At 51.1% G+C, this 18,461-nt stretch carries 20 protein-coding genes, 1 pseudogene and 1 riboswitch; of the genes and pseudogenes, 16 read left to right on the top strand and 5 right to left on the bottom strand.

Features of this window, described 5'->3' with window-relative positions:
• The first annotated feature begins 39 nt into the window (after positions 1-39).
• Complete coding sequence (locus tag AC3WRW_RS10830; RefSeq protein WP_492546326.1) at positions 40-804, top strand: EcsC family protein; 765 nt, start codon at positions 40-42, stop codon at positions 802-804.
• Here the strand turns inward: AC3WRW_RS10830 and AC3WRW_RS10825 are convergent.
• Positions 801-962: a hypothetical protein gene (locus tag AC3WRW_RS10825; RefSeq protein ID WP_492546325.1), complete on the bottom strand. Its 162-nt coding sequence runs from the start codon at positions 960-962 to the stop codon at positions 801-803. The genes AC3WRW_RS10830 and AC3WRW_RS10825 overlap by 4 nt on opposite strands.
• Positions 963-1,162: 200 nt before the next feature.
• On the opposite strand from AC3WRW_RS10825, the gene AC3WRW_RS10820 reads away from it, so the two are divergent.
• The 4 genes from AC3WRW_RS10820 (at position 1,163) to AC3WRW_RS10805 (ending at position 6,010) form a co-directional block, all read left to right on the top strand.
• On the top strand, positions 1,163-2,392 hold the full coding sequence (locus tag AC3WRW_RS10820) for an NAD(P)/FAD-dependent oxidoreductase (protein WP_492546324.1): 1,230 nt from the start codon (positions 1,163-1,165) through the stop codon (positions 2,390-2,392).
• Between the two features lie 185 nt (positions 2,393-2,577).
• Positions 2,578-2,738: riboswitch (cyclic di-AMP (ydaO/yuaA leader) on the top strand.
• A gap of 97 nt (positions 2,739-2,835) precedes the next feature.
• On the top strand, positions 2,836-4,671 hold the full coding sequence (locus AC3WRW_RS10815) for an APC family permease (protein WP_492546323.1): 1,836 nt from the start codon (positions 2,836-2,838) through the stop codon (positions 4,669-4,671).
• A gap of 56 nt (positions 4,672-4,727) precedes the next feature.
• Positions 4,728-4,988 carry a YqkE family protein gene (locus tag AC3WRW_RS10810; protein WP_492546322.1) on the top strand — a complete coding sequence of 87 codons (261 nt, stop codon included), beginning with the start codon at positions 4,728-4,730 and terminating at the stop codon, positions 4,986-4,988.
• Complete coding sequence (locus AC3WRW_RS10805; protein WP_492546321.1) at positions 4,985-6,010, top strand: polysaccharide deacetylase family protein; 1,026 nt, start codon at positions 4,985-4,987, stop codon at positions 6,008-6,010. Before AC3WRW_RS10810 ends, AC3WRW_RS10805 begins: the two co-directional genes overlap by 4 nt.
• Positions 6,011-6,065: 55 nt before the next feature.
• Here the strand turns inward: AC3WRW_RS10805 and AC3WRW_RS10800 are convergent, their stop codons facing one another.
• Both AC3WRW_RS10800 and AC3WRW_RS10795 read right to left on the bottom strand, forming a co-directional pair.
• Positions 6,066-6,281 carry a hypothetical protein gene (locus tag AC3WRW_RS10800; protein ID WP_492546320.1) on the bottom strand — a complete coding sequence of 72 codons (216 nt, stop codon included), beginning with the start codon at positions 6,279-6,281 and terminating at the stop codon, positions 6,066-6,068.
• A gap of 1 nt (position 6,282) precedes the next feature.
• Complete coding sequence (locus AC3WRW_RS10795; protein WP_492546319.1) at positions 6,283-6,459, bottom strand: hypothetical protein; 177 nt, start codon at positions 6,457-6,459, stop codon at positions 6,283-6,285.
• Positions 6,460-6,571: 112 nt separating this feature from the next.
• On the opposite strand from AC3WRW_RS10795, the gene AC3WRW_RS10790 reads away from it, so the two are divergent.
• Positions 6,572-7,144, top strand: a complete 573-nt coding sequence (locus AC3WRW_RS10790; RefSeq protein ID WP_492546318.1) for an NUDIX domain-containing protein — start codon at positions 6,572-6,574, stop codon at positions 7,142-7,144.
• A 56-nt stretch (positions 7,145-7,200) separates the two neighbouring features.
• Complete coding sequence (locus tag AC3WRW_RS10785) at positions 7,201-7,572, top strand: DUF1284 domain-containing protein (RefSeq protein ID WP_492546317.1); 372 nt, start codon at positions 7,201-7,203, stop codon at positions 7,570-7,572.
• 51 nt (positions 7,573-7,623) lie between these two features.
• Here AC3WRW_RS10785 and AC3WRW_RS10780 read toward each other — a convergent pair whose 3' ends face one another.
• Positions 7,624-8,271: an SOS response-associated peptidase gene (locus tag AC3WRW_RS10780; RefSeq protein WP_492546316.1), complete on the bottom strand. Its 648-nt coding sequence runs from the start codon at positions 8,269-8,271 to the stop codon at positions 7,624-7,626.
• A 102-nt stretch (positions 8,272-8,373) separates the two neighbouring features.
• Positions 8,374-9,474 (bottom strand): GGDEF domain-containing protein, encoded by a 1,101-nt coding sequence (locus tag AC3WRW_RS10775; RefSeq protein WP_492546315.1) that lies wholly within the window; start codon positions 9,472-9,474, stop codon positions 8,374-8,376.
• Positions 9,475-9,607: 133 nt separating this feature from the next.
• On the opposite strand from AC3WRW_RS10775, the gene AC3WRW_RS10770 reads away from it, so the two are divergent.
• From AC3WRW_RS10770 to AC3WRW_RS10730, 9 genes and pseudogenes are all read left to right on the top strand, one after another.
• Positions 9,608-11,806, top strand: a complete 2,199-nt coding sequence (locus tag AC3WRW_RS10770) for an AAA family ATPase (protein WP_492546314.1) — start codon at positions 9,608-9,610, stop codon at positions 11,804-11,806.
• A 119-nt stretch (positions 11,807-11,925) separates the two neighbouring features.
• Positions 11,926-12,504: a Pvc16 family protein gene (locus AC3WRW_RS10765; protein ID WP_492546313.1), complete on the top strand. Its 579-nt coding sequence runs from the start codon at positions 11,926-11,928 to the stop codon at positions 12,502-12,504.
• Between the two features lie 11 nt (positions 12,505-12,515).
• On the top strand, positions 12,516-13,319 hold the full coding sequence (locus AC3WRW_RS10760) for a beta-sandwich domain-containing protein (RefSeq protein ID WP_492546312.1): 804 nt from the start codon (positions 12,516-12,518) through the stop codon (positions 13,317-13,319).
• A gap of 118 nt (positions 13,320-13,437) precedes the next feature.
• Positions 13,438-15,171, top strand: coding sequence for a phage tail sheath subtilisin-like domain-containing protein (locus AC3WRW_RS10755; RefSeq protein WP_492546311.1), 1,734 nt, complete (start codon positions 13,438-13,440; stop codon positions 15,169-15,171).
• Between the two features lie 47 nt (positions 15,172-15,218).
• Positions 15,219-15,653 (top strand): phage tail protein, encoded by a 435-nt coding sequence (locus tag AC3WRW_RS10750; RefSeq protein ID WP_171684448.1) that lies wholly within the window; start codon positions 15,219-15,221, stop codon positions 15,651-15,653.
• Positions 15,654-15,738: 85 nt separating this feature from the next.
• The gene (locus tag AC3WRW_RS10745) at positions 15,739-16,116 is read left to right on the top strand and encodes a phage tail assembly protein (protein ID WP_127458507.1); all 378 of its coding nucleotides are present in this window, start codon (positions 15,739-15,741) and stop codon (positions 16,114-16,116) included.
• On the top strand, positions 16,113-16,316 hold the full coding sequence (locus AC3WRW_RS10740) for a DUF6760 family protein (RefSeq protein ID WP_127458506.1): 204 nt from the start codon (positions 16,113-16,115) through the stop codon (positions 16,314-16,316). The genes AC3WRW_RS10745 and AC3WRW_RS10740 overlap by 4 nt, the downstream gene beginning before the upstream one ends.
• A 7-nt stretch (positions 16,317-16,323) precedes the next feature.
• On the top strand, positions 16,324-16,767 hold the full coding sequence (locus AC3WRW_RS10735) for a phage tail protein (protein ID WP_492546310.1): 444 nt from the start codon (positions 16,324-16,326) through the stop codon (positions 16,765-16,767).
• A 29-nt stretch (positions 16,768-16,796) separates the two neighbouring features.
• A pseudogene (locus tag AC3WRW_RS10730) lies at positions 16,797-18,461 on the top strand (hypothetical protein); the annotation flags it as partial.

The raw sequence follows: 18,461 nt of genomic DNA, 5'->3' as shown, positions 1-18,461 counted from the left end.
CTATACTTTGACTAAGAAACGCGGACGGCGGTGACAAACATGGAGTTTTCGGATTATACCATCTATGAGCAGCAGATGCTGCGGCAGGTGAAACGCTGGGAAATTCGTCAGGAGAAGATGCCAAATTTGCTCGAAAAAGCTTCGAAATCCGTCTCGACGAACATCAATAAGCTGATTCCCGAAAAAGTACACAAAACGATAACGGCAACCGTCAAAGGGATGTTCCAGACGACGTTGTTCGGAATGAATTATATGCCTCAGAATGAACCGCTTGCAGGCGCTTCTCTAGCCGAAAGCGACGCCAAGGCGGAAGAATTGCTATCGCTCTACAAAAAGATTGCCGCCGCCGAGGGAGCAGGTACAGGAGCGGGCGGGATTTTGCTGGGATTGGCGGATTTCCCGATTTTGATCGGCATCAAATTGAAATTTCTGTTCGAGCTTGCGCATGCTTACGGCTACTCAACGAAGGATTACAGAGAGCGACTGTTTATTCTGTATGTGTTTCAGCTGGCCTTCTCCAGCCCTGCGAAAAAGCCGGATCTGCTGCGTACGATCAAAAATTGGCACGCGATCGCAAGCAGCTTTCCGCCTGCTGAAGCTTATATGGACCAAGTCGATTGGCTGCAGCTGCAGCAGGAATACCGCGATACGATCGATTTCCGTAAAATGCTTCAGCTGCTGCCCGGCATTGGCGCCGTCGTTGGGGCTTGGGCCAATTACGGTCTGCTGGAGGAGCTTGGCGTGGCGGGCATGAACAGCTTTCGACTGCGCCGCTTGCACGATAAAGCGAGGTCAGGGGCTTAGGAGGCCACCGGCCGAACCCCCCGCCTGCCCGCGCCGCAGCTCATGTCCGTATCCCGTCCGTATCCCGCCTGTATCCCGTCTGTATCCCGTCTGTATCCCGTCCGAATCCCATCCGAATCCCACGTCCATAGCCGCAGTGCAGCCATTCCCGTATCCACACCTGTACCCCGCCTCCACAGCCCACCACCCCTCTGCCCTTTTTGGCCTTGCCAGGGCATATTTCGGTGATTTTTTGCGAGGGCGCTCATATACTAATACAAGAGCAAACCATGCAGTGCATCCTGATTAACTATGTGATTTTTTTCACATGACAACCTTGTGTGGTTTGGTAGATGATTAATCGGAGGAGAGGGTTCGGATGAGTAAACCGAAGGTGGTTATTCTGGGTGCAGGCTACGGAGGGATTGTAACGGCAATAAGGCTGCAGAAGCTGATCAAATCAGGCGAAGCGGCTGTTACGCTGGTGAACAAACACGATTATCATTACATGACGACGCATCTGCATATGCCGGCAGCCGGCACCGATCATCATGAAAATGCGCGTGTAGCGATCAGTGAGCTGATTGACGAGCGGAAAATTCATTTTATTAAGGCGACGGTTCGGCAGATTTTGCCTGAAGAGAAGAAGGTGATTCTCACCGATGAAGTTCTCACTTACGATTACCTCGTTGTGGGGCTTGGAAGTGAGACGGAAACCTTCGGCATTCCGGGACTGCGGGAGCATGCCATGTCGATCAACAGCATTAACAGCGTCCGGTTCATCCGCCAGCATACCCAATATATGTTCGCTAAATATAAATTGGATTCCAAACATAAGGAATATTTGACCTTCGTCGTCGGGGGCGCGGGGTTCACCGGAACGGAGTTTGTCGGCGAATTGGCCGACCGGGTGCCTGATCTTTGCCGAACGTTTGATGTCGATCCGTCGCTTGTGCAGATCATTAATATCGAAGCGTCGTCCACCGCTCTGCCGCCCGGTCTGCCTAACGACCTCGTGGAATACGGCATGGAAGTAATGCGCCGCAAAGGGGTTCAGTATAAATTATCTACGGCAATTAAGGCTTGCGACCCTGACGGCGTCCTGTTGGGGGACGGTCAATTCATTCGTGCGGGCACCGTTATTTGGTCGGGGGGCGTTCGCGGGAATTCCTTGCTGCAGGAAGCGGGCTTCCACGTTCAGCGCGGCAGGGTCAAAGTGGATGACTACTTGCGTTCCTTGCAGTTCCCTGATGTGTTTATAACGGGGGATTGCTCCATTGTCATGAGCCCGGAAGGCACCCCATACCCGGCGAATGCCCAAATTGCCGTTCAACAGGGCTATAATACGGCGAGAAACGTGATCCATAGCCTGAGGGGGAACCCGCTAAGACCTTTTGCCTATGATTACAAAGGGACGGTCGCCTCGCTGGGGCGCGGAGAAGCGATCGGTATCCTGAAGGTCAAGAAAGTGAAAGGCAAATGGGCCGCTTTTCTCAAAAAAATAATCGATGCCCGCTATCTATTTCTGATCGGCGGCATTCCGCTGGTATGGAAAAAGATGATTTTTAAGCAAAAACAAGCCACAAGGAATCGTCATGTAAGAAATTAATTTTGCCAAAATACCCCAAAACCCAAGGAATCAGACAAAAGGCTAGATAATCAGAGATTCTGAAAGGATTAGGCCATTGTAAGCGAATTATTAAATGAATGCGGGGAGGGAATAATCTTTTTTAAGATTTTTCTCTCCTTTACTATGTGCGAATAAGAGAGTAGTATCAACTCGTACGTTAACAGTTGAATATTTCGCTTAATTTTCTTAACGGAAAAGCGGGGGAACCACAGGTTTCAACGGGGTGAGTAAGATCCGTCGCGTCGCACGCGGCCATGATCTTTAGGGCAGATTTCTCGCAGCCCGAACCCGTCAGCTAACCTCGTAAGCGATCGTGAGAAAGGAGAACATGTGGCTAAGCACAAGGTCTATCCTTGTGTTTTTTTGCGCCCAAAAAGGGGAAATCAAGCTGAAAACTAGGTTATTTGGGGGAATTTCACAGCATGACAAGTGACTCATTGAAAAAGATTGTATTCGGCAAACCGCTGAAATCGGCGGAGCTGGAATCTGAGAAAATGCAGGTATGGAAGGCTCTGCCCATCCTATCTTCGGATGCCCTGTCTTCGGTGGCCTATGGCACGGAGCAGATTTTGCTGGAGCTTGCGACTGTTGGAGTCGCCGCTTTTGCTTTCTCACTGCCGATTGCAATCTCGATTATTGCTTTAATCATGCTTCTTGTTTTGAGCTATCGCCAAGTGATTGAAGCCTACCCGATGGGTGGCGGAGCCTACATGGTGGCGAAGGAAAATTTGGGTATGATGTGGGGAAGACTCACAGGGGTTTCACTGCTTATAGATTATACGTTAACCGTTGCGGTTTCGATTTCGGCAGGCGTGCAGGCGATAACGTCGGCTTTCCCTGCTACCGTGCCATATATTGTTCCTATTGCTTTAGTCCTTGTCTGGGTGATGGTTTGGCTGAATTTGCGGGGCACGTCCGAGTCGGGGACCGTGTTCGCGATTCCAACGTACTTTTTTATCCTATGTATTCTACTGCTGATCGGCAAAGGGATTTTCGATATGCTGACAGGTTCGATGAACCTGCATGCCGCCGAGTTTGTTCCGGGCTCGATGACGGGCTCACTGACGTTATTCGTCATTCTAAAAGCCTTCTCATCCGGCTGCTCGGCCGTGACAGGGATTGAGGCCATTTCGGATGCGGTGCCTCACTTCCGCTCTCCTTCCGTCAAAAATGCCAAAAAAACGCTGGCATCCCTCGGCACGCTGCTGGCCATCGTCTTCGGCGGCGTCACCCTGCTGAGCTTAGGCTATGGGATCGCACCTGACCCGCATGGCCATACCTCGGTCTTGTCGATGGTTACGGAGCAGGCGTTCGGGCGTGGAGTGATGTATTATGCGACACAGATCGGCACGATGCTGATTCTGGTATTGGCTGCGAATACGAGCTTTAACGGTTTTCCGATCCTATCCTCCATCATGGCACAGGATAAAAATTTCCCGCGCATGTTCTCGTACCGGGGGGACCGGCTCTCGTTCTATTACGGGATTGTAACGTTAGGCGTTTTGGCAAGTCTTCTGCTCATTATTTTTAAAGGAAAAACCGATGCACTCATTCCTCTTTATGCGATTGGCGTCTTTTTATCTTTTACGCTTGCCCAAAGCGGTTTGGTTCGCAAATGGTTCCGGGAGCGCCCGGCCGGCTGGATCGGCAAGCTGCTTATCAATGGCTTAGGCGGGATCGTTTCCTTCGCCGTTTTGGTTATTTTCTGTATAACGAAATTTAGCGAGGGCGCTTGGATTGTTATTATCGTGACGCCGCTTGCGCTTTGGGGAATTACCAAAATCAGCAATCACTACGATGACGTAGCGAAACAGCTGCGGATTGATATCACGCAAGAACGTTTATGCACGAAGGAGCCTGTGATCATAGTGCCTGTAGCGGGCATTCACCGCGTGGTGGCGCAGTCTTTGAACTATGCCAAATCCTTATCGCCCAACGTCATTGCGTTCTATGTGTCCTTTTCGGATGAGGATGAAGAGGCGATGCAGGAGAAATGGGAGAAATGGGATCCCGGCGTTCGTCTCGTCGTGTTTAAATCCCGTTACCGTACCATTTTGAAACCGCTGGCGGAGTTTATTGAAAGAATCGATACGCATGTTTCGGAAAAGCAATCGATTATGGTCATCCTGCCTCAATTCATGCCCAAAAAATGGTGGCACCGCCTGCTCCACAACCAGTCTGCCGCACGTATTCGCTCGAAGCTGCAAGCCGATAAAGATATCGTCGTCGCGACGGTGCCCTATCATTTGAATGAGTAGAGGTGTACAATATAGGGGTAAAGCTGATGTAGAAATAGAACAGAGGTGAACCCTGTATGGCAAAAAAGAAATGGTCGTCCGCTACCGCTGAACCTAGCGTGCAAGATAAACCTGCGACACTCAAAGATTTGCTGCGTCCTGATATCGTAGCGGGGCTGAAGGCACAAGCCGATGCGATGAAAGCAGAGGAACAGGCCCGCAAGGAAGCGGCCAGAGCGGAAGCAGAGGCTGCGCGCAAGGCGGAGGAGAAACGGCTGGAAAATGATTTTGGCCATTTGCTCGAGAAGAGCAAGCTCGATTGGAGAAAACACAAATGAGGGAGCGCAAGCTAAGCTTCCTCTTTCTTTTATGCGTGGTGATAACGCTTTCAGGTTGTGAGGGGACGAAGGGTAGGGTGAAGCTGGCGGACGGAGCAGCTGTGTCGGAAAGGCAGAATTCTGTTGTATCTGCAACGCCGGTTGCGCAAGTCACCGTCACTCCGATGCCCTCTTCGAAGGTGACACCGGCAGACGTATCAGCTGTGACATCAACAACAGTAAAACCGACAGACAAATCAGAACTGACATCAGACGTATCCCCAGTATCGCGAGCAGACGCACCACTCGCATCGCCCCTGCCTGCAAAACCGGCCTCGCTAGCCCAGTCCTTGGTGGAGCGGTACCAAAAGGCAGTGCCGACAAAGTGGGGCGAGAACATCCCCGGCGTGCGAACGCACCTCGTGACGAAGGAGAAGGTCATCGCCCTGACCTTTGACGCTTGCGGCGGCAAAGAGGGCAGCGGCTATGACGAGAAGCTGGTCGATTATTTGATCAAGGAGCACATACCCGCGACCTTATTCGTCAATGCGCGATGGCTGGCTGCGAATCCGGATATTTTTGCGAAGCTGGCGGCGAACCCGCTGTTCGAGATCGAGAACCACGGGACCGAGCACCGTCCGCTGTCCGTGAACGGCAGAGCCGCGTATGGCATCGCCGGCACCAAGAATGTGAGCGACGTTATTCGCGAAGTGACGGAGAACGCCGACGAGATCGAGAAGCTGACCGGAAGAAGGCCTTTGTTTTTTCGCTCAGGCACGGCCTATTATGATGATGTCGCAGCGAACATCGCCCATGACTTGGGCTTCCAGTTGGCGGGTTATAACGTGCTTGGCGACGCCGGAGCTACTTTTAACACGGAGCAAGTATACAACGCATTGACAAAGGCCCGAAGCGGCTCCATCGTTTTGGCGCATATGAATCATCCCGAGAAGGACACGGCCGAAGGCGTGATTAAGGCGATTCCTGTTATGCAAAAGGCGGGCTTTCGTTTCGTTCAGCTTTCGGCATATCCCGTGGAGTAAAATAGATGGAATTTCTCCCGTAAATTTGTTTGGGTGACCGGCTCGATAGAGAGGCTCACCTTTTTTTCATCTCAAAAAACTCGCACTCATCCCGGTCATAATAAGCTAAATCAGCGACACGCGACTGCAAAACAACGGTCTTGTCGCTGAAGCGGAGGATGACGGCATTCGAGTCGACGATGTGATCGTCTTTGAAAACGCGGACAACGGCTCCTCTTTCCACTGCCTCCTGAAAATCAGCATCCGTCACTAAACGTTGGTTCCTGGACATCTTAAGCATTCTCCTCGCATGTGTAAAATAGTTCTTCTATTGTATCACAAGGCGCCGGCAATCTCCCGGTATGCACGAGCACCTGCTTACCGCCGGGCAGATGCGTGACCCGGATGATCCGGAGCACCGGCCGAATCAGCTCAATCGGGCGAAATCGCAAGACTAGCGCAGATAGCATCTTCTAAAGCCGTTGCAATGAACTCAGAAGGAGCGGGATCGGAGTTGCCTATCGTCCGTCTCAAGCAGTAAGCTTACATATAGATGACTACAGGAAGTTGGAGATGGGACAGATGGAAGTTAAGTTTTGCATGACATGCGGAGCCCCTATGGAGACGCGCGATGTGGATGGAACGATGAGAAGAGCTTGTACGGCGTGCAGCTTTGTGTACTGGGGCAACTACAGTATCGGCGTAGGCGCGCTGGTAACCAAAGATGAGAAAATATTGCTTGTCCGCAGAGCGCAAGAGCCCGGCAAAGGCAGATGGACGAATCCCGGCGGCTATATCGAGCAGCATGAGCTGATCCAGGAGACCATTGAGCGCGAGGTGCTGGAGGAGTGCGGCGTCAAAGCCAAAGTGACACGATTGGTCGCCGTGCGCGATTTGCCAAGAAGCATTCATAATGTGTACATTGCTTTTGAATTGGATTACGTGAGCGGCGAGCCTGTGCCTGATGGGGTAGAGGTGGATGCGGCGGGCTTTTTCAGCCTGCAGGAGATGGAGGCGATGCCGGTCGCGGATTTCACGCGGTGGCTGATCGACGTTTCTTTGCATTCAACCAAAGCCGGTCTCGTAGAAGATAAAGAGCCTGTCGTCAAAATGGACGGGTATGGGTTGTACCGTACGCCTAAGGTCCAAGTATGACGAAACCTATCGGCCTGCGGGGACATCATTTGCTTTGTTTGTTAGGATATCGAGGAATGGGATACTCCAAAGAGTTTTGCCAAAATATGACGACGGTTTACGAGACGCTGCGGGAGCAGCCGGCCACGATGGTTCAAGTCGTCCTTGGGCCCGATGATTTGTGCGCCGCCTTCCCGGCAGACGAAGAGGCTCATTGCGAGAACAGAACCGTCTATGAGCGCGACGCGGAAATCGTAGCCAAGCTCGGTTTGCATGTTGGGATGGAGTTAAGCTGGGCGGAAATATGCGAAAAAGTTGCCGGACATGTGACTCCGGGAGATATCGGACATCTATGTGCCACATGCCGCTGGGAGCCTTACGGCGTATGCGCCGAAGGGGTGCGTTTGATCGGAGAGGGCAGCGAGCTGCCGCCTGTGCCTCGTAAGTAATATAGAAAAAGCGATACAAGAGAAAACCCTTGTATCGCTTTTTTGCATAGGCTAGACAAGTACACGGACGTCCGAGCCTGTCTCCATCTTTTCTGCGGGAGATGACAAGACGTTCGCCACCATCAGCAGGTCGTCGACAGGACGAAGCAGGGAGCGGAGCAGCCGGCTGTCCTTCATGTCTGAGCGCAGCCACATTTCAGCGTGCTCTTCATCGAGAATGGCCGGCATTTTGCCGTGATAAGGGGAGACCAGGGAGTTGGCTTCGGTCATCAGCATCATGCAGGTGCGCAGTTCCTCCTCGCCGCTGGGCGCCCGCCAAATATCGTATAAGCCCGCAATGCCGAAGGTGCCGCTGCGCATTTTAAACCTCACCCACTGGGTTTCTTTGCCCTCCGTCACCCGCACGTAGAATCCGCTGCAGGGAAGGACACAGCGTTGTTTTTGGATAATGCGCTCGAAGGCTGTGTTGGTGAAGATGGAATCGCGTTCCCCGCATACGGCATCTTTGGCCCAGAACGGCATGAGCCCCCAACGGAATTCATCCAGGAGCCGCTCTCCTTTCCTGTTCATCATAATCGCGGAAACCGACTCCGTCGGCACGACTTCATACCGGTTGGCGGTATAAGAGAGCAGACGGTCGATGCGAAATTGCTTCATCACGTCGTCTACGTTAGCAAGAATAGATATGGAATGACACATCATTATTCACCTCGTTTGATTTTGGTTATTATTTGCCTGTTTCGCCAAAATCATGTATGCCCCGCCAAACTAAAAAAAACCGGGAGCTTTACGCCCCGGCAATTATGTGTATTGTCCCGATAAATATGAATGAATGCAATTTTTTCCGTTTCTTTTGGCGATATACAAGCACTCGTCCACTTGCTGAAACCATGCTTTTTTCATCGTGTTGCGGTTATAAGGCGCGAGCCCGATGCTCATCGTTAACGCCTGTCCGGGCATCTCCGGAATTTCGGTGTCACGGACGAGCTGCATGAAGGATTCGCACACGGCATGCACTTCGTCATGGGATTTGCCAACAAACAGTACGGCAAATTCCTCGCCGCCATAGCGGAAGGACATATCGTCAGGCCCCAGCATATCTTTGAGCAGGCCGCCGATCGTTTTGAGCACGACGTCTCCGACCCAATGCCCGTAGGTGTCATTGATCTTTTTGAAATTATCGATATCCATCAGCGCAAGCTCGAGCGGCGTATCGTAGGGCATATGTGAAATAAGATGGTCCGTATGCTCTTGAAAGGAACGATGGTTAAACAGCTCCGTGAGCGCATCCACTTTGGATAGCCGGTCAATCATGACATTGCGGATGAGAAGATCCTGTTCGCGCACGACAGAAGCACGAAGCTCCGTTACCAGCGAGATGCCTTTGGTCATAACGGCGAAGCAGACAAGGGCCGTCGCGGTTAAGACGGTGAGCGAAACGATAACTTCCGATGGCGTGATGGGATAGCCGTTGTAAGCCTGACTAACTATTAAGGCTGTAAAACTTACGATGCCTAAACTATAAGCAAAAATAATATATTTCTTTTGAAAATAAATAGAGGATAAAATAATCGGAATGCTCATTAATTCATAGGAGCTCATCAGCTCAGGAATACACATGATGTAGACACAAACCATGGTCATGGCCCATATAATCATGATAAAATCACTGTATCTTTTGAGGAAGTGAATAGCCAAATAACCGGCGCCCATAAGGGCAAGCAGCAAGCAAGTCGGGATAACTTGGTATTGCAGGAAACTATGAAACCACTGCGAAGGCTGGTCATAGATATCGAAGAGAAAACCGATCATAGCTGCTATTTCATAGACAAGCAGGATCCACCACAAAAGATGGATGAGTTTTCGGTTCCAGTTATGATCGTTCGCCGGAAGTTGTTCCATTAGAGAGAGGCCACTTTCCTTTCATGCTAGCAATTAATGGAAAAAACGATTTGTGTCTTGTGAGATCATTGTAAATAATAACCACCTGTTTAGGCAAGCAATGAAAATTTTGGATAGATTAACCGGGAGGGCTATGGCAGCTCAAAGTTATGTACATGCATGGGAGCACTACAAAGACGAACTCATCCTGTTGGATAAAAAGCTGGAGCTTCTCTACAGGCGCCGGCAGAAGCTTACTCCCGATCCGCAAACGGATTCGTTTCGCGGGATGTTCGTCTCCGAAGACGAATTCATTCGTCTTATCGGCGAGCAGGAGAGGGAGGCAGGGCTCCAAGAGGAGGAAGCGGATCTTTTGGCGGGCATTCAAGAGACGGAAATTGCTATCGCCCGGAGGCTGGAGGAAAGCCGCAATAAAGGCGTATTCCTGCCTTTGTCTTATGCAGCCTCCGTATTTGGGCTTTCCGCGATCGAGGAGCGCTTCGTCATGCTGGCTCTTGCGGTTGAATTGGACCGCAAATATGAACGGATCTTCGGCTTCTTGCAGGACGATCTGACCAACAAGACGCCTGTAGTCAGCTTGGCGCTGCAGGTCGCTTGCAGCAATCCGGAGGAGATGCGGACTGCGCGAACCACCTTTATGGCGCCCGATGGCCGGCTGGCGAAGTTTATGCTGCAGCGCGAGGAGCAGGAAATCAGGGGCCAATCGCTGCTGTCCAAGCCGCTGGTGCTGGATAAACGAATCGTTGCCTTCCTGCTCGATTCCGGAGAATTGGACCCGAAGCTGAAGCCGGCGGTCGAGATGGTGTACCCGGACGGCGAGCTCGCCCCTTTGCTCGTGCAGGAGGACTTTCAGCAGCGGCTGCGGGGCTTCGTCCGCGAGGCGCTGCAGGCGCCGGCAGCGGAGCGCAAGCGGCTCGCTTTCCACCTATGGGGGAATGCGGGCGCAGGCAAGAAGCTGCAGGTGAAGCATTTCAGCAGCCATTTCAACAAGCCGCTGCTGATAGCCGATCTTGCGGATGTGCTGCTGCACGCCGCAAGCTTCGAGGAGACGGTGAGCGCGATCGTGCGCGAGGCGATTTTGCACCAAGCCGTGCTGTGCTTCACACGGCTGGAGGCGCTCTATCCCGAAGAGCCGGACCTTGCGGCGCAGCAGCGGCTCGGGAAGTTCCACGACATGCTGGGCGGCTATGGCGGCATGGTGTTTTTGTTAGCCGGGAAATATAACCGGCTGAATTGGAAGCCCAAGGAGCGGCTGCTCCTTGAGTATGAACTGCAAGTGCCGGACGAAGGCGGGCGCGAGCGCCTTTGGACGGCATTCGCGCGCGAGCTCGGTGTGAGCGCGGGCATCGATTTCCGGGTGATGAGCGGGAAATTCCGCTTCACCCCGGGGCAAATTTACCGCGCGCTGACGCTTGCGCGCGGGTATTCCGCCTGGCAGCGGGAGCCGCAGGCGGATGCGCCTGAAGGCCTAGATGCCGCTGCGCTCTACAAAGCGTGCTACCAGCAGGTGCAGCACAAGCTGGAGCGCAAGGCGACACGCATTGAGCCCCGCTATCAGTGGGGAGATATCATCCTCCCCCCTGAGCAGAAGGATCAGCTCCGCAATGCGTGCAATCAAGTGAAATACCGTGGCGTCGTATACAGCGACTGGGGGTTCGAGAAGAAGCTGGCCTATGGCAAGGGGCTCAGCATGCTGTTCGCCGGCCCGCCGGGCACAGGGAAGACGATGTCTGCGCAGGTGGTGGCCGGCGACCTGCAGCTTGAGCTGTACAAGGTTGACCTCTCGCAGGTCATCTCCAAATATATTGGGGAAACGGAGAAAAACCTCCACGAGATTTTCGAAGAAGCGCAGCTCAGCAATGCCGTGCTGTTTTTCGATGAAACGGACGCCCTCTTCGGCAAACGGTCGGAAGTCAAAGATTCGCATGACAAGTATGCGAATATTGAAACCGCGTATCTTCTGCAGAAAATGGAAGAGTATCAAGGCATCACGGTGCTGGCTACGAATCTGTTAAATAATATTGATGAAGCATTCCTGAGACGGATCAATTATGTCATTAAATTCCCTTTTCCCGATAGCGAATACCGGGAGAAAATCTGGCAGTCCATGTTTCCCCCGGCAGCCCCGCTCAGCGATGACGTCGATTTTAAATATTTGGCGCAGCACTATGAAATTGCCGGAGGAAATATTAAAAATGTGGTGCTCTCATCGGCCTTTCTGGCGGCGGAAGCGGGTGAGCCGATCCGCATGCCGCATATTATCAAATCCATTCGACATGAGCTGCAAAAGTCCGGAAAAATATTGGCCCGGCAGGAGTGGGAAGATTATTAGAAAATCATAATAACTTTCTGTAGTCAGCCTAGTGATTTGCAATTATAATAGAAAAAGGTACATGATGTGACATATTCCCTACCATTTCTACACACTACATAGGTATTTTGAGGCAGGAAGTGATTCCTATCGGTGATTATTCCGTAATTGCTGATGTAAGCGCATCTTTAGTGAAACTTCTTAGAGAAAATATGACGCCCGATCCCATTCCGCAGCCGGAAATGATTGGGCTTGCTTCGCCTGTCGATAAAGGGGATTTCTACCTATCTCTTTATTTGTACAACGTTCGCGAGAGCGGCAATAACCGCCAGACCCACATGATTGCCCGGGGGACCACTCAGATTCAATTTCCCCCCATGGTGGTAGACCTCAGCTACTTGCTGACGGTACATTCACCGGCAGAGCTCCAGTCCAGAGCGCTGGATGAGCACCGGATCCTCGGACGAGCCATGCAAGTGCTCTATGATCATTCGATACTTCGAGGCTCCATGACAGTAGGAACGCTTGCTGAGAAAGAGGAAGAGGTCCGCATCGTGATGGAACCCCTCAAAGGCGAAAGCATCCTGAATATGTGGAACTTCGCAGATACCCCGTACAGACTTTCAGTCAGCTACACGGTGGGGCCTGTCAATATCGATTCAACCCGCATCAAGACCACCAAAAGAGTTTCGGAAACCGATTTTCGCATACAAGGGTAGGAGGCTGGGTTGTGGAACATTTACGAGTAGCACAATTGAAAACCCGCGTATCCCTAGTTGTGTACGTAATTGACGCAATAACCTCACAAGCTCCCCTTGGCAACACGACCGCCGTTTATTTAGAAGGCACCCGCTCGAAAGCAATCAGTAAATCGAACGGTTCCTATATATTCAACGATTTACCTCCCGGTGAGTACCGCCTTACAGTAAAGAGCGAGTACTACTTCCAAGAACAAACTCTTATCACCGTAGGAAACGACAATTTTATAGAGGTTGTTCAGTTAAAACCGCTGCCGTCCTATCCGTTTTCTCAAGGAGTCGGACTTATACGTCTCATGCTGCAGGATGCGGCTGGAGTTCCAGTGCAGAATGCCGAGTTAAAGGCCACGATTCTAACAGAAGAGTGCGCCCGGGCCCGCGTTATGACGGATCAACTGGACAAGGGAGCGGAAGAGATCGCACTGGGGGCATTTACAGGTGTTGTGACAGCAGGTGATGCCTACATGCTTCGGGGACGAGGCGCCAAAGCCGCAGAGGAGCTTATCCGGATTGCGGAAGTTGTCGAACACCAGAAACGCTTTCGTTTGGCTAAGAAATTGACGAAAGCATTTACAAGAGGCTCGCTTTTGCTGCCTGTTCAAGAGACGCGTTCGACGGAACGCGGAGAGGCTGTCGTCGCTTTTCGAGGCGGCCGGATTTCCGCTTTTCAGACGGAACTGGCTATTGCGTACGGCTCGAACAAGCCCTATGTGACGCAGGAAGTTTTCGTATCGGAAGGAACGACCGCCAATCTTGGCATGATTCGTCTGACCTGACCCTAATTAGTAGAATGGACAAGTCCATCTTCTATACAAAAATGACAAGCAGAAAGGAGAGAACTGGTTTCACGTCTGTGGCCGTGCAATAAATGCCATTTGACGGAACTGGGGAACAATGGCTGACTATTTATCACCTGGAGTCTATGTGGAAGAGTTTGACAGCGGGGCACAACCGCTTGAAGGTGCGAGCACAAGTACGGCCGGGTTTATAGGGCTTGCGCAAAGAGGGGAAATTGAAGGTGTCCCTCAATTGGTTACGAGCGTAGCTGATTTTCATCGTTTGTTCGGCAGCTACTTGTCCGAGAATGAATTCGGCGAATACCGTTTCCTATCCTATGCTGTTGAGCATTTCTACTTAAACGGAGGTTCCCGCTGTTACGTTATGCGTGTAGCGCCGACCGATGCGAAGGTAGCAACGAACAAAGCGGAGAGCAACAAAGAATCCTCCATTCTCCAAATTACTTCCAAGAACCCTGGGACATGGGGCAACCAAGTCCGCATCGTAGTTGTTCCATCCAGCAAAGCCAAAACACAAATTTACGAAGTGCTCAGCGAAACGCAATACCGTGTGAAAAATAACGCGGGCTTTAACGTAGGCGACGTCGTTGCTTTCGAAGCGGCAGGCGCAAAGCAATACAGCAAAGTCGTAGCTTCTCAAGACAATATTATTGAACTTTCTGCAGAGCTCGATGGCGATGTCGTTGATGCCGGCTTGCTTCCTTCGAAAGTGCTGACGACTTGCGAATTCACGCTGCATGTTTTCTATGGCGACGAAGCTGAAACTTATGAAAAAGTATCTTTGAACATTTCGGCAGCCAACCATATCGAGAAAATCGTCTCCCGTTCCAACATTATTACGGTGAAGGATTTGACAGGAGGCAAAGACCTCGGCCCCGTAGCTCCTTTCGAGGTGCTTTCCGGCGAGGACGAGACAGCTGGCAAATTCCAAATCGCGCTGTCAGGCGGAAGCAACGGTTCCATCTCGCAAGTAACGCCGGATATCTTCATGGGCGTAGACCGTGGTCCTGGCAAACGTACAGGAATTCAGTCCTTCATCGACAACGACGTTGTCAGCATCATGGCCATTCCAGGCGTAACGGAGCCTACCGTTCAACTGTCTCTGGTTGCTCACTGTGAAAATTTAGGCAGCCGTTTTGCTGTTCTCGATATTCCGCGTGAGAAAACAAAAGTCGCTGACGTGATGACGCACCGCAACATTTTCGACAGCTCCTACGCAGCTATGTACAATCCATGGCTTCAAGTGTTCGATCCGCTGGACAAAAGAAACATTTACATACCGCCATCAGGCTCTGTTATCGGTATTTACTCCCGTTCCGACCAAACGCGCGGCGTCCAAAAAGCGCCTGCTAACGAAGTCGTTCGCGGTGCCGTTGGGCTCGATTGCCAATACAACAAAGGCGAGCAAGATATTTTGAATCCGCAAGGCGTAAACTTGATTCGTGCTTTTGCCGGACAAGGGATTCGTGTATGGGGCGCTCGCACAACGTCCTCTAACGGTTTATGGAAATATGTAAACGTAAGACGTCTATTCATCTTCATTGAAGAGTCCATCAAGAACGGCACGAACTGGGTCGTTTTCGAACCGAATGACGAACAGCTCTGGGCTCGTGTACAACGGACCATTGATGCGTTCTTAACACGCGTTTGGAGAGACGGCGCTTTAATGGGCGGAAGTCCGTCGGAAGCGTTCTATATTAACATTGGCCGCAGCACCATGACGCAGGATGATATTGACAATGGCCGACTCATTTGTGTGATCGGGGTAGCGCCGGTGAAACCTGCCGAGTTTGTGATCTTCCGCATTACGCAGAAAACAAGAGAAGAATAATTGAACTGATCCGTTAGATATTTCTTAGTTTAGGAAAGGGGTATAACATGGCTGGCGAACGTAGGGATCCATACCGCAATTTTAGATTTAGAATTGAAGTAGAAGGTATTCAACAAGCTGGATTCAGCGAAATCTCCGGATTTGACGCTTCCCTTTCGGTAATTGAATACCGTGAAGGAAACGAAACCATCACTCCCCGGAAGCTTCCGGGGCTTGCCAAATACGGCAACATCTCACTGAAGTGGGGAGTTACGGACTCCATGGATATGTACAACTGGATGTCCGAGTCCATTCAAGGGAAAATCTCCCGCAAAACCGTTACGATCATCGCAATCAACGAAGAAGGCGCGGACGTAGCGACTTGGCAAGTTATTGAAGCATGGCCGTCTAAGTACTCGGCCCCAAGCTTTAAGGGGACAGGCAATGAAGTTGCCATCGAGAGCTTAGAGCTTGCTCATGAAGGCATGACACGCACGAAGTAACGATCGTTAGAGTAGGCGCCGGAGCAGCAGTCTCCGGTTCCTATCTCTTCTTTTTTTCAGCTTAAAGCTTAAGGAGGAAACCATCATGGCTTTCAAAACAGAATACGAATTCGAGCTGCCTAGAGGATATGTCGATGAGAATGGTAACCTGCACAAAAGAGGCGTAATGCGGTTAGCAACGGCTGCGGATGAAATCCTGCCGATGCGCGATCAGCGCGTTCAGCAAAACCCGGGTTACCTGACCATTATTTTATTAACGCGCGTCATCACGAACCTTGGCGATTTGCGTGCCATTGACACAAGAGTGGTTGAGAAGTTTTTTACCGCAGACCTCGCGTTCTTGCAAAACTTTTATCGCCAAATTAATGAAATGGAAGTGCCGAGAGTACACACAAGCTGCCCGAAATGTGAGCATGAGTTCGATGTGGACGTGTCTTTTTTGGACGAGATGGCGGGGGCATAACCGGGTATCCCATTGACAAGATCTATGAGGAAGCGGGCTTTATTGCTTACTACTTTCATTGGACGCATGATGAAATCATGTCAATGGAACATAAGGAACGCCGAACGTGGTGTGAGGAAATATCCCGCATCAACCGCAATTTGAACGACGACGGTAAAAAGCAGCCAGACAATCCGTTTGATGTGTTCGGTAAGAGGTGAGTAACAAGTGAAAACAACCAAACCGCATAATGTTGGCGGCGCATTTCGATTCGTGGTAGAGCTTGACGGACTCATCGTCGGCGGTTTTTCCGAGGTTACCGGCATGAAGTCGGAAACCGAAGTGAAGCCGTTATGGGAAGGCGGCGTGAATACGCACCCCCACTACATGATCGAACGTACGAAAACTCCGAACATTGTGCTCAAAAGAGGGATTACCACTTCCAGTGAGCTGTGGGAATGGTACGATAGTGTCACCCAAGGTAAAATCAAACGGAAAAACGGCTCCATCATCCTCCACAACCAAGCGGGTACGGAGATGTGCCGTTGGAACTTTTTCAGTGCGTTTCCGGTGAAATGGAACGGACCGGATTTGAACGCAACCAGCGGAAATGTGGCGATCGAGTCAATCGAGCTGGTGCATGAAGGCTTGAAGACCATTTTCAAGAAGTAGACGAAAACACTTAGGGAGATGGGTTGTTTATGAAATCCCGACAATCGCATAACCCCCGGATGAAAAAGAAAAACGTGAAGAAGGCTGCATGGCAGACTTCTGCGACGGCTGCTGGTTCGGCAGGACGTGCAGCAAGGGAAGCGAACCTGTTTGCGACAGGCATTGCGGGCAAATATGGTTTTTGGCGAAACAACTATTTAGGGTTGCTAGCGCTCATTTTTAAGCAAAACGGTATGCGCAGCCGCAAACAATTAGCGGCATTAACAGATACGAACGATCGGGCATGGGTGATTCAACTGGAGCTGCTTTTGCAAAGCTTGCAGCATCCCGAATCGGCGCCACTGATTACGAAGAAACAAACCATTCGTCAGATTGAGCAGCTAATGGCGAACGCCGGGTACAAAGTACCGGCAATCCAACCATCAACTTACACATCTTCAATACCATCGGATGCCGCTCCAAGTCCTCTGCAAGCCCAAGAACCTGCTGAGAAGCCGGTTAAGAAAAAAGGGCGCAAAAGCAAGGAGCTCCTTGAAGCTGAGGCATCTGTTAACCATACGAATCAACCGGACACGACCCCTCAACCGCCAGTCGAGAGAAGAGTCAAACCAGTATTAGTTAATCACGTTAATAAAGGAAGCTTACCGTTAATTAACCGCTCCATCGGGCAGATTGCGGCATCGATCGGGATGGTTGGCAGCAGCCGGCGAAGCAGGCCGGAACAGCAGCCGCAAGCAGTAAGCAGACATCAACATACAACTCAAAATGTCAATATTCAGCTTAAAAACATTCAACTTTTTCATAAAAACGTTATCCGTGAAGGCAATCTGTCCGCAGCCCAAACAGGCTTGGAGAGAAGATCCAAGATCAGCCATGCGAATGTAGCCGACCATGTAGAGGCTGTTCAAAGAACAACACAGCTGCTTGAACAGTTCCAAGAGGGCAAGCCTGCTGCAGATGTACAAGAAAGTGGCACCGTTTCAACTTCGGCACAACCTTCTGTCATGCAAGTAGCCAAGCTTTATTTGAATGACGTGGTTCAACCGCATTTGGTTAGCCAGGCGCAGCATTCACATGTGTTTGAGGGCGATCCTACGATCATGAAGACGCAGGCGTCATCGCTCAAATCGCTGCCAAAACTTGGCGAAGGCCCCTTTACAACGGGAGCTATGCCGGCTTCGGTGCAGTTTATCAAAAGTCTTTTAGTAAGGAATGCATCCCAGGAAGCAGGAGCTTCCATGGATCCGATGTCGTCACATCACGATAACGATGTGGAAGTAGACCGGCAGCCTAAGACTTCTACATCCAAAGGGTTTTTAGCAGCCAGTCAGCTCCCATTAGCCATCAATGCATCTCGCATAACGTCAACATTGCCTTTTGCTATGCATGCTGCGACTAGTGCGAATGCACGCAATGAAGCATGGGGAGGCAATCCCAACTCGAATGCGTCTCGCATTTGGCGGAAGCCACAAGGGCAAGATCAAGCGAATGCTCAGATTCACGTCCAATTGCAGGATCAAGCGGACAAACAGAGGCAAGAAACAGCGAGTGATCGCGAGCAAGCTAGCGTGCAGCAGCAAGAGAGAACGCAAGAGCAGCAGAGAGTGCAGGAGCAAGAGAGAACGCAAGAGCAGCAGGGAGTGCAGGGGCAAGAGAGAACGCAAGAGCAGCAGAGAGTGCGGGAGCAAGAGAGA

Source organism: Paenibacillus sp. FW126-R14 (assembly GCF_058789495.1).
Note: the sequence above shows the minus strand (reverse complement) of the source record. Positions and strands in the feature narration are given on the sequence as shown.